The sequence below is a fragment of the Planomonospora algeriensis genome, from assembly GCF_977012225.1.
Genome location: NZ_CDRNDK010000195.1, coordinates 1 through 11091 on the forward strand (window position 1 = coordinate 1; position 11091 = coordinate 11091).

General features: G+C 72.7%; 9 protein-coding genes and 1 pseudogene. 8 read left to right on the forward strand and 2 right to left on the reverse strand.

Annotated features, from left to right (window positions below):
• Positions 1 to 244: 244 nt before the first annotated feature.
• Entirely contained in the window at positions 245 to 841 is a 597-nt protein-coding gene (locus tag ACWJ6R_RS19990) for a sigma-70 family RNA polymerase sigma factor (RefSeq protein WP_449063688.1), read from the reverse strand.
• A 254-nt stretch (positions 842 to 1095) separates the two neighbouring features.
• On the opposite strand from ACWJ6R_RS19990, the gene ACWJ6R_RS19995 reads away from it, so the two are divergent.
• The gene (locus ACWJ6R_RS19995; RefSeq protein ID WP_449063689.1) at positions 1096 to 2832 is read left to right on the forward strand and encodes an antibiotic biosynthesis monooxygenase; all 1737 of its coding nucleotides are present in this window, start codon (positions 1096 to 1098) and stop codon (positions 2830 to 2832) included.
• Here the strand turns inward: ACWJ6R_RS19995 and ACWJ6R_RS20000 are convergent.
• Positions 2822 to 3070: a glutaredoxin family protein gene (locus ACWJ6R_RS20000; RefSeq protein ID WP_449063690.1), complete on the reverse strand. Its 249-nt coding sequence runs from the start codon at positions 3068 to 3070 to the stop codon at positions 2822 to 2824. The two genes, ACWJ6R_RS19995 and ACWJ6R_RS20000, sit on opposite strands and share 11 nt — an antisense overlap.
• Positions 3071 to 3325: 255 nt before the next feature.
• Here ACWJ6R_RS20000 and ACWJ6R_RS20005 point away from each other — a divergent pair, with 255 nt between their 5' ends.
• The 7 genes and pseudogenes from ACWJ6R_RS20005 to ACWJ6R_RS20035 form a co-directional block, all read left to right on the forward strand.
• Positions 3326 to 4033 (forward strand): redox-sensing transcriptional repressor Rex, encoded by a 708-nt coding sequence (locus ACWJ6R_RS20005; protein ID WP_449063691.1) that lies wholly within the window; start codon positions 3326 to 3328, stop codon positions 4031 to 4033.
• 100 nt (positions 4034 to 4133) lie between these two features.
• Positions 4134 to 5438, forward strand: coding sequence for a glutamyl-tRNA reductase (locus ACWJ6R_RS20010; protein ID WP_449063692.1), 1305 nt, complete (start codon positions 4134 to 4136; stop codon positions 5436 to 5438).
• A pseudogene (gene hemC / locus ACWJ6R_RS20015) lies at positions 5435 to 6345 on the forward strand (hydroxymethylbilane synthase). The gene ACWJ6R_RS20010 and the pseudogene hemC overlap by 4 nt, the downstream one beginning before the upstream one ends.
• Entirely contained in the window at positions 6342 to 7919 is a 1578-nt protein-coding gene (locus tag ACWJ6R_RS20020) for a uroporphyrinogen-III synthase (RefSeq protein ID WP_449063693.1), read from the forward strand. Before hemC ends, ACWJ6R_RS20020 begins: the two are co-directional and overlap by 4 nt.
• 177 nt (positions 7920 to 8096) lie before the next feature.
• The gene (hemB, locus tag ACWJ6R_RS20025; RefSeq protein WP_449063694.1) at positions 8097 to 9080 is read left to right on the forward strand and encodes a porphobilinogen synthase; all 984 of its coding nucleotides are present in this window, start codon (positions 8097 to 8099) and stop codon (positions 9078 to 9080) included.
• 216 nt (positions 9081 to 9296) lie between these two features.
• Complete coding sequence (locus tag ACWJ6R_RS20030) at positions 9297 to 9941, forward strand: bifunctional DNA primase/polymerase (protein ID WP_449063695.1); 645 nt, start codon at positions 9297 to 9299, stop codon at positions 9939 to 9941.
• A gap of 144 nt (positions 9942 to 10085) precedes the next feature.
• A partial coding sequence (locus ACWJ6R_RS20035) for a glutamate-1-semialdehyde 2,1-aminomutase (RefSeq protein WP_449063696.1) occupies positions 10086 to 11091 on the forward strand: 1006 nt, incomplete at its 3' end.

The window sequence follows — 11091 nt, forward strand, 5'->3', positions numbered from 1 at the left end:
GTCGCGGAGCTCGGCCCTGAACTCCGGCCGCGGCGCGCGCCGGCAGCCGGGCGCCGAGCCCCGACACGCGGTGCCGGGCGCGCGCCCGGGATCTGCGTGAGATCCCGGGCAGCCACTTACCCATGAACGCCCCCTGCCGCCCCCGGAAGATGATCCATCGCTCATCTGCCTAACGACGGCCCGATGCGGCGAGTTACGCGGTATCCCGGGACGGGGGTCACCGGGTCCGCCGCCACGGGCGTCCTCAGCCGAGATCCGCGGGGAGCGCCCGGGCGAGCGCCCGGATCGCGCGGAACTGCAGGGCCTTGATGGCGCCGCTCTTCTTGCCCATGATCAGGGCGGTCTCGGCCAGGGACATGCCGTGCAGGAAGCGCAGGACCACGCATTCCTGCTGCTCGGGCCGGAGCGCGCGGACGGCGCGGAGCACCCGGTCGTTGACCATCGCGGTGACGACGGCGTTCTCCGGGATGTGCGGGCCGTCGAGCGGGGTCTCGAACACGTCGGCCGTGGTGACCTCGAGCCGGTAGCGGCCCGACTTGAAATGATCGGTGACGAGGTTTCTGGCGATGGTCACGAGCCAGGCCCCGAAGTCACGTCCTTGCCAAGTGAAGTCGGCGATTCGGCGAAGCGCGCGGAGGAAGGTCTCGCTCGTGAGATCCTCGGCGAGCGGGTGGGATCCGACCCGGAGATAGATATAGCGGTAGACCAGGTCAAGATAGCGGTCGTAGAGCGTGCCGAACGCCTCCGTGTCTCCTGTCTTGGCGCGTAGGACGAGTCTTCTCAGCTCCTCGGAGGCGTCCTCGCGTACGGCGGGATCGTTGTTGCGGACAGGCTGGACCACCCCGGTGACGGTCGGGAGGGGTCCGGCTAATGGCCACGTGTCTGGCATCCGGTATCCCTGGGGAGGAAGGGTGCGGCGTGCCCGCCCACTCTAGGAATCATCAGGAAATTCCACAATCCACTTCATACCGTCGTGACTGGCGGTAGTCGCCGTATACGGTGTGGGGCCGGTCTTCTCCGCGGGACCGGTCCAGGCAGCCGGGCACGAACCCGGCTACCGGTCGAAGGGTAATGTCCGGCAGCATTGGAGACACCATGGAAGTCCTCGTCGCTGTCATCGCGCTCGCCGGAGCCCTGCTCGCCGCCATCGCCACGGGCGCTCTCGTCAACCGGCTCCGCACCGAGCCCGCCGGATGGCTGATCGCCTGGAGCGTCGCCACGGCGGCGCTGTGCGTGTCACTGGGAGTGATGGCCGCAGGTCAGCTCCTGGGGTTCGGAACGCTGACGTTCCGGGCCTACCAGCTGACGGGGTCGCTGCTGGCGCCGCTCTGGCTGGCCGTCGGCGTCATCCAGCTCCTGGCCCGCAAGCCCGCCGCGAAGTTCGGCTCCTGGCTGCCGGGAGCCGGGATCACCGCCGTCGGGCTGGTGATCCTGCTGGTGGACCCCGTCCGGCAGGAGAAGGACTTCGCCAAGACCCTCCCGGCGGCGGACCACCACTGGAACCCCCCGCCCTTCGCCCTGCTCACGGCCGTCCAGGTCTTCGTCGCGGCGGTGCTGCTGGCCGGGCTGGTGGTCGCGGTCCTGCGCTGGCGCAACGGCGACGACTACGACACCGACAACATGCACGCGCTCGGCGTCCTCGCCCCCACCGGTCTGGCCCTCGTCGGGGCCTGCGCCTTCGGGGCCCCGGGGACGCTCATCGTGCTGCTGCACCTGCTGGTCGCCGCGGCCGTCTGGTACGCCGTGCTCCGTCCGCTCGCGCCCTACGACGACGAGGACGACGACGATTTCGAGGAGGACGACTGGGAGGACCGGCGCCCGAAGCTCGCGCCTCCCCGGGACGTCCAGGTCGCGGGCCGCCGTACGGTCCCCGAGGGATCGCCCGGCGCGGCACCGGGCCAGCTCCCCAGCGCGGTCCCCGGCACCGTCCCCAGCGCGGTCCCCGGCACCGTCCCCGGTGCCGCGCCCGGTCAGCCTCCGCGCCGGTCGGGTCTCGGCGACCTCGTCGCCGAGTACCGCGCGGGCGAGCAGGACGTCGACTACGCGGCCCGGATGCGCCAGCCCGGCCAGGCCGGCCAGGCCCACGACGATCCGTTCGGCGGTCCCGCCACCGGCACCTTCATGGCCGGCGAGTACGGCATGCCGCTCACGGGCCGGTCGGCCGCGGACCACGACTACACCCAGCCGCCCCCCAGGACCGGCCAGTTCGGCGTGCCGCCGGAGGCGGGCCCGACGGTGGGCCCGACGACGGGCGAGTTCGGCGTGCCGCCGGCGGCGGGCCCGGCGACGGGCGAGTACAGCATCCCCCTCAACGAGTTCGGCGGGCACGCGGCCTCCCGCGGAGTGCAGGACAGGGCCTCACGCCCGATGCCTGCGGAGGAGGCGTTCGGCGCCCGCCGGCCGATGTCCGCGGAGGACGCGTTCGGCGCGCCGCCCGCCCCGGCCCACTCGGGCGCCGCCCCCGGGACGCCCCCGGTCCCGGACGACCGCGTCCGGCTCTCCCCGAGCATCTTCGGCCTGCTCACCGTGTTCACCCTGATCGACGGCACCGGAGAGGCGTTCGACCGGCTGGCCGAGGAGACGGTGGAGATCGTGCGCGGGAGCGAGCCCGACACCCTGATCTACGCCTGCCACTCGGTGAAGTCCGCTCCGCTCCAGCGCATCGTCTACGAGCTCTACCGTGACGAGGTGGCTTACCGCGAGCACCAGAGCCAGCCCCACGTGGAGCGGTTCGTCGCCGAGCGGCAGGGCATGGTGCTCGCCACCAACGTCATCGAGCTCAACGTGAACGCCGCGAAGGTGATCCCGCTGCCGACGGCCTTCAGGATCTGAGCGCGGCGCGCAGGCGGGCCTCGTCGACGCGCCAGAAGTCGTGCTGGACGCCGTCGACGAGGACCACCGGGATCATCTCCCAGTACTTCGCGTGGTCCTCCTCGGAGGCGGTGATGTCACGCTCCTCCCAGGGGACGCCCAGCTCCGCGGCGACCCGCTCGACGACGGCCCGCGCGTCGTCGCACAGGTGACATCCGGGCTTGCCGAGCAGCGTGATGCGGTGATCCTGCGGTGCCATGCGATCACGCTAACCGATCCCGCCGCGGACCCGCCCACCCTCACCGCGGGAGGGACCCGTCGTTCTCATCTCCCGGTGGGACACCCCCGGGCCGCGACGCGCAGCGTCGCCATGTGACTGTCGGCTTGGCCACACCGGGCACTCCCACTTTGTGCATCGGTTCACAAAGGGACTAACCTGGATGACAGTGGCCTCATCTCGTCATCCGTCGCGTCCGGGCCGCGCCGGCCGCCTGTCCCCCTGGAGCTCCGGCACGTGATCCGCCGTCCGTCCCAACCTCGTGAGCGTGGCATACCCGAGGCGACCGTCGCCCGGCTGCCGCTCTACCTGCGGGCGCTCAACGGCATGGCCGAGCGGGGACTGGCGACCGTGAGCTCGGAGGACCTGGCCGCCGCCGCCGGGGTGAACTCGGCGAAGCTGCGCAAGGACCTGTCGCACCTGGGCTCCTACGGCACGCGCGGGGTCGGCTACGACGTCGAATACCTCATCTACCAGATCTCCCGCGAGCTGGGCCTGACCCAGGACTGGGCCGTCGCCATCGTCGGGGTCGGCAACCTCGGCCGGGCGCTCGCCAACTACGGGGGTTTCGTCTCCCGCGGGTTCCGGGTCGCCGCGCTCCTGGACGCCGACCCCGAAGTGGTGGGCGACCACATCGCGGGGTTGAATGTGGAGCACATCGACGAGCTGGAAGCCGTGATCAGGCGGCGGGGAGTGTCGATCGTGGTGCTCGCGACGCCGGCCGCGGCCGCCCAGCAGGTGGCCGACAGGGTCGTCGCCGCGGGGGTAACCAGCATCTTGAACTTCGCCCCCGTCGTGCTTTCCGTGCCTGAAGGGGTCGATATCCGTAAGGTCGACCTGTCGATCGAACTGCAGATCCTCGCGTTCCACGAGCAGCGCAAGATGGATCGGATGACTGGGGGGCCCGCGATGGCCGAGGAATGGCCCGAGGCGGTGGACCTGTGATTTCACAGAGGACGAGAGAGTGCCGCCGCGGGCGGGACCTGGCCGGCCGGTACGGCGCGCCCGCGGGCGCGGACCGGCCGTCGTCGCGGGGGAGGCGCCCATGAGCGTCCTCGTCGTCGGCCTGAGCCACCGGACGGCGCCCGTGGCGCTCCTGGAGCGGGTGTCCGTCTCCGGGGACGCGCTGGCCAAGCTGCTCCACGACGTCCAGCGAAGCGACTGCGTCGCGGAGGCCGTGATCATCTCGACCTGCAACCGGGTCGAGGTCTACGCCGTCGTGGACCGGTTCCACGCCGTGGTGAGCGAGGTCACCGCGCTGCTGTCCGTGCACTCCGGCGTGCCCGTGGAGCAGCTCGTCGCCCATCTGTACGTGCACTACGAGGACCGGGCCGTCGAGCACCTGTTCTCGGTCGCCGCGGGCCTGGACTCGATGGTGGTCGGCGAGGGGCAGATCCTCGGCCAGGTCCGCCAGGCGCTCAGGCTCGCCCAGGACGAGGGCACCCTCGGTCCGACGCTCAACGAGCTCGTCCAGCAGGCGCTGCGCGTGGGCAAGCGCTCGCACGCCGAGACGGGCATCGACCGCGCGGGCGCGTCCCTCGTCGGCGTGGGGCTGAGCCTCGCCGAACGCGCCCTCGGCCCGCTCGAAGGGCTGCGCGCCCTGGTGGTCGGCGCCGGCTCGATGAGCGCCCTGTCCGCCGCGACCCTCCAGCGGGTGGGCGTGACCGACATCGTGGTGGTCAACCGGACCCACGAGCGCGCCGTACGGCTGGCGCAGACGGTCGGCGGCCGGGCCGCGGGCTTCGGCGACCTGGCCGCCGAGCTCGCCGGGGCCGACCTGGTCGTCTCCTGCACCGGGGCCACCGACGTGGTCGTCACCGCCGACATGGTGACCCCCCGGCGGATGTTCCTGCTGGACCTCGCGCTCCCCCATGACGTGGACCCCGCCGTACGGCGGCTGCCCGGCGTCACGCTCGTCGACCTGGAGTCCATGCAGAACGGCGAGATCGCCGGCGTCGACGACGGCGGCCGGGCCGAGTCGGTCGCCGCGGTGCGCGGGATCGTCGCCGAGGAGGTCACGGCCTACCTGAGCGCCGAGCGGGCCGCGCGCGTGACGCCGACCGTGGTCGCGCTGCGCAGCAAGGCGGCAGACGTGGTGGAGGCGGAGCTCGGGCGGCTCGCCTCCCGCGTGCCGGAGATCGAGGGCCGCGTCCGCGACGAGGTCGCGCAGACGGTCAGGCGCGTGGTCGACAAGCTGCTCCACGAGCCCACCGTGCGTGTCAAACAGCTCGCGGCGTCGTCGGCGGGCGATCATTATGCGGAAGCGTTGCGTGAGCTGTTCAACCTGGACCCGAAGGTGCCCGACGCGGTGAGACGCGTCGAGGCGATCGACATGGAGGTGGACCGATGACGGGGCCCCTGAGACTGGGGACGCGTCGGAGCCCATGGCGACGACGCAGTCCGGGCTGGTGGGCGCGCGGCTGACCGAGCTGACCGGCCGCGCCGTCGAGCTCGTCGGCGTCACCACCTTCGGTGACGTGACCAAGGGCGACCTGGCCCAGATGGGCGGGACCGGGGTCTTCGTCAGCGCGCTGCGCGACAAGCTGATCGACGGCGAGGTCGACTTCGCGGTGCACTCGCTGAAGGACCTGCCCACGACCCCCGACCCGCGCATCGCGCTGGTCGCGATCCCGCCGCGCGACGATCACCGCGACGCGCTGGTCGCCGGCGCGAAGCTGGCCGACCTGCCGCCGGGCGCGAAGGTCGGGACCGGTTCGCCGCGCCGGATCGCCCAGCTCCGGGCGCTCCGTCCCGACCTGGAGTACGTCTCGATCCGCGGCAACGCCGACACCCGGATCGGCAAGGTCGCCTCCGGCGAGCTGCAGGGCGTCGTGCTGGCCGCGGCGGGGCTCCGCCGGCTGGGCCGGGAGGCCGAGATCGCACAGTTCTTCGAGGTCGACGAGATGCTCCCCGCCCCCGGGCAGGGCGCGCTGGCCGTGGAGGTCCGGGCCGACCGGGCCGACCTGGTCGAGCTGCTGAGCGTGCTCGACGACGCCGCCACGCGCGCCGCCGTGACCGCCGAGCGGGCCGTGCTGAACGCCCTGGAGGCGGGGTGCGCCGCTCCGGTGGGTGCGCATTCGGTCGTGACCGGGCAGGATCTGAACCTGACCGCGGCCGTCATCGCCATCGATGGCGGACGCGCGGTCCGCAAGTCCACCGCCGGTTCCTCTTCGACGGCCATGGATCTCGGTCGCGCCCTCGCGACCGAGATGATCGCCGAAGGGGCCGGCACGTTGATGGGGGAGCAGCCGCAGTGAGCTCCGGAAGCACCACCTTCGAGCACCCGGCCGGTTTCGTCGCCTTCGTGGGCGCCGGGCCCGGCGACGAGGGCCTGCTCACGTTGCGCGGGGCGGACCTGCTCTCCCGGGCCGACGCCGTCGTGCTCGACCCGGAGGCGTACGGCCCGCTCCTGCGCCACTGCCGGGAGGGCGTCGAGGTCGTCGACGTCGCGGAGGAGGGCGCGCCCGTCAAGGCCGTCGCCGCTGCCAAGGCCGGGCGGGGCGTCGTCCGGCTCTGCGCGGGCGACCCGATGTTCTTCTCCTCGATCACCGACGAGGTCGCGGCGTGCGCGGCGGCGGAGGTGGACTTCGAGATCGTGCCGGGCGTCCCCCCGGCGACGGCGGTGCTCACCTACGCGGGCATCCCCGCCGCGGTGTCGGTGCCCGAGTTCCGCGTCGTGGACGCGACCATGGTCGGCGACTGGGCCGCGCACGCGGCGAGCGCCGGCACGCTGGTGATCTACAACGGGATCTCCGAGGCCGTCGCGATCGGCAAGGCGCTGATCGCCGCGGGCCGCCCGGACTCGACGCCGGTCGCGATCAGTAGCGCGGGCACCACCACCGAGCAGTACACCGTGGTGACCAGCCTGGGGCGGATCGGGCCGGACCTCAAGCACGCCGGGATGACCGAGCCCGCGCTGATCGTGGTCGGCGAGGCGGTCGGCATGCGCGACCGGCTCTCGTGGTTCGAGACCAAGCCGCTGTTCGGCTGGCGGGTGCTCGTCCCCCGGACCAAGGAGCAGTCCGCCGGGCTGGTCGAGCAGCTGCGCTCCTACGGCGCGGTGCCCGAGGAGGTGCCGACGATCTCCGTCGAGCCGCCCCGTACCCCGCAGCAGATGGACCGGGCGATCAAGGGCCTGGTCACCGGCCGCTACGAGTGGGTGGCGTTCACCAGCGCGAACGCGGTCAAGGCGGTGCGCGAGAAGTTCGAGGAGTACGGCCTGGACGCCCGCGCCTTCGCCGGGCTGAAGGTCGCCGCGGTGGGCGAGGCCACCGCGCGGGCCCTGGTGGAGTTCGGGGTGAAGCCCGACCTGACGCCGACCGGCGAGCAGTCCTCGGAGGGCCTGGTGGACGAGTGGCCGCCGTACGACTCCATGCTCGACCCGATCAACAGGGTCCTGCTGCCGCGGGCCGACATCGCCACCGAGACGCTGGTCGCGGGCCTGACCGAGCTGGGCTGGGAGTGCGACGACGTCACCGCCTACCGGACCGTGCGGGCGGCGCCGCCGCCCGCCCCGATCCGGGAGGCCATCAAGGGCGGCGGGTTCGACGCGGTGCTGTTCACCTCCTCCAGTACGGTGCGCAACCTGGTGGGCATCGCCGGCAAGCCGCACAACGTCACGGTCATCGCCGCGATCGGTCCGCAGACCGCCAAGACGGCGGAGGAGTTCGGTCTGCGGGTCGACGTCATGGCCGACACGGCGTCGGCCTCGGCGCTGGCGTCGGGGCTGGCGGAGTATGGTGCGAAGCTCCGCCAGGCCGCCCTCGCGGCCGGGGAGGTCCCGCGTAGGCCCTCCCAGACCCGGCGGGGGGCCCGGCGGCGTCCCAAGTGAGCCCCGGGTGAGCGCCGGGCGGACGGCGTAGCCTGAAGAGAACGCCGTGGGCGCCGGAGGTGCGGCGTCCTCGGCGCGCCCGCAAGAGAACGCCGTTCCGGCGGGACAACCGAACAGTGAGCAGACCGAAACGGTCCTCCGGCCGATGACACCCCGTGGCCGGGGGAGGGAGAGACCATGACCGCCCAGTTCCCCGCCGCGCGTCCGCGCAGGCTCCGCCGTACGTCGCCGATGCGCCGGATGGTGGCCGGGACCAGGCTGCACCCGGCCGAGCTGGTCCTGCCGATGTTCGTGAAGGAGGGCATCGACGAGCCGAACCCGATCGGCTCGATGCCCGGGGTGTTCCAGCACACCCGCGACTCGCTGCGCAAGGCCGCCCACGAGGCGGCCGAGGCGGGGGTCGGCGGGCTGATCCTGTTCGGGATCCCCGCGGTGAAGGACGCCCGCGGCTCGGCGGGTGACGACCCGGACGGGATCGTCCAGCAGGGGGTCGCCGACCTGGTCGCCGAGGTCGGCGACGCGATGGTCGTGATGACGGACACCTGCCTGGACGAGTTCACCGACCACGGGCACTGCGGCGTGCTGACGGCCGGCGGCGAGGTCGACAACGACGCCACCCTGGAGCGCTACGCGGCCGTCGCGGTGGCCCAGGCGCGGGCCGGCTCGCAGGTCATCGCGCCGAGCGGGATGATGGACGGCCAGGTCGCCGCCATCCGCGCCGCGCTGGACGCCGAGGGCTTCGAGCAGGTCCCGATCCTGGCCTACTCCGCCAAGTACGCCTCGGCGTTCTACGGCCCGTTCCGGGAGGCGGCCGAGTGCGCGCCGCAGTTCGGCGACCGCAACGCCTACCAGCAGGACCCTGCGGGCCCGGTCGGCGAGGCGCTGCGGGAGGTCCGGATGGACCTGGCCGAGGGCGCCGACGCGGTGATGGTCAAGCCGGCCCTGCTCTACCTCGACATCCTGCGCCAGGTGCGCGACGAGGTGGACGTCCCGGTGGCGGCCTACCAGATCAGCGGTGAGTACGCCATGATCGAGGCCGCGGCGGCGAACGGCTGGATCGACCGGGACCGGGCGATCATGGAGTCGCTGGTCGCGATCCGCCGGGCCGGGGCTGACATGATCCTCACCTACTGGGCGACCGAGGCGGCCCGCCGGTTGTGACATGGCGACGCTGCGCGTCGGGCTGAGATCCTTGGCACATGCCCAGAACTGGGGGTTTGCCGCTGAGCGGTGAGAACGGTGCGTTAGAGTTCGAGAACCGGTGCGGATGTGTCCCAGGTGGCGTAGACCCTGCTGAATGCCTTTCTTGTAAACCAGAATGTGGATATGTCGTCGCATCCGGGTATGGCGCGGGGCTCGCGGACAACGGAGGACACCATGGTGGGGGTATCACTGGCGCGGCGCGGTAAGCGGCGGAGCCATCCGAAGCAGCAGATGGTCAAATCCGCGCTGGAGTACGCCGCGCTCGGCTGGGCGAGCTGTACGGGCGCCCGCCCGCTCCAGGGCGGGTCGCGTGCCTGCTCCTGCGACCGCATCGGCTGTCCCGACCCCGGAAGCCATCCGCTCTCGCGCGCCTGGCAGATGCAGGCCACCACCGACCCCGCATTGCTGTCCCACTGGTGGAGCGCCGACCCCGAGGCCAACATCATCCTGCCCACGGGACGCGTCTTCGACGTCTTCGACGTACCGCGCGAGGCGGGTCTGACGACCCTCGCCGCCATGGACGCCGCAGGGGCGGTACCCGGCCCGGTCGCCGAGAACGGCGATCGGGTGCTGTTCTATGTGGCCACCCGCAACATCTCCGAGGACGAGGACGAGTGGTGGTCCTGCCCCCTCGACTACGGGCCCTCGACCATCGAGGAGATGCCGGGTCTGCGCTGGCACTGCCGTGACAGCTACGTCGTCGCCCCGCCCTCCACGCTGCCCTCCGGCGGCTGCGCCTCCTGGCTGCGCGCCCCGGACGGCGGACCGCTGCCCGACCCGCTCCGCGTCCTCGACCGGCTCGCCGACGCCTGCGAGTAGTCTCCCGGCGACCGCGACCGCGACCGCGACCGCCCCGCCCGAGCCCCGGCGCGACGGCCCGAGCCCCCGGGTGACGGCCGGACGGAGGACCGGCTCGCTCGATCCGGCTCCGAGCCCGGCCCCACGGGCCCTTAGGCTGGGACGGTGAGCCGTACTGAGAACTCCGAGGACCTGTTCGCCCGCGCCCGCGAGATCGTCCCGGGAGGCGTCAACTCCCCGGTCCGCGCCTTCGGCGCCGTCGGCGGCACGCCCCGCTTCATGGCCTCCGGCCAGGGACCGTACATCACCGACGTCGACGGCAACCGCTACGTCGACCTGGTCTGCTCCTGGGGGCCGATGATCCTCGGGCACCGCCACCCGGCCGTGGTCGAGGCCCTGCAGGAGGCCCTCGCGGCCGGCACCTCGTTCGGCACGGCGACGCCCGGCGAGGTCGAGCTCGCCGAGGAGATCGTCGCCCGGATCGCGCCCGTGGAGAAGGTCCGGCTGGTCAGCTCGGGCACCGAGGCCACCATGTCGGCCGTACGGCTGGCCCGCGGCTTCACCGGCCGCTCCAAGGTCGTGAAGTTCGCCGGCTGCTACCACGGCCACGTGGACGCCCTGCTCGCCTCGGCCGGCTCCGGCCTGGTCACCTTCGGGCTGCCCGACACCCCCGGCGTGACCGGCGCCTCGGCCGCCGACACCGTGGTCCTGCCGTACAACTCCGCCGAGGCGGTGGCCGAGGCGTTCGCCGCGTTCGGCGACGAGATCGCCTGTGTGATCACCGAGGCCTGCCCGGCGAACATGGGGGTCGTCCCGCCGCTGGACGGGTTCAACACCCGGCTCCGCGAGCTGTGCACCGCGCACGGCGCGCTGCTCATCGTCGACGAGGTGCTCACCGGCTTCCGCGTCTCGGGGGCCGGATGGTACGGCCTCGACCCGGTGGACGCCGACCTGATGACCTTCGGCAAGGTCATGGGCGGCGGCCTGCCCGCGGCCGCGTTCGGCGGCCGCGCCGACGTGATGGCCCACCTCGCCCCGGAGGGGCCGGTCTACCAGGCCGGCACGCTGTCCGGTAACCCGCTGGCCTGCGCCGCGGGCCTGGCCACCCTGCGCGCCTGCGACGACGACGTCTACGACCGGGTCGACGCCGCGGCGCTGGTCGTCGGCCGCG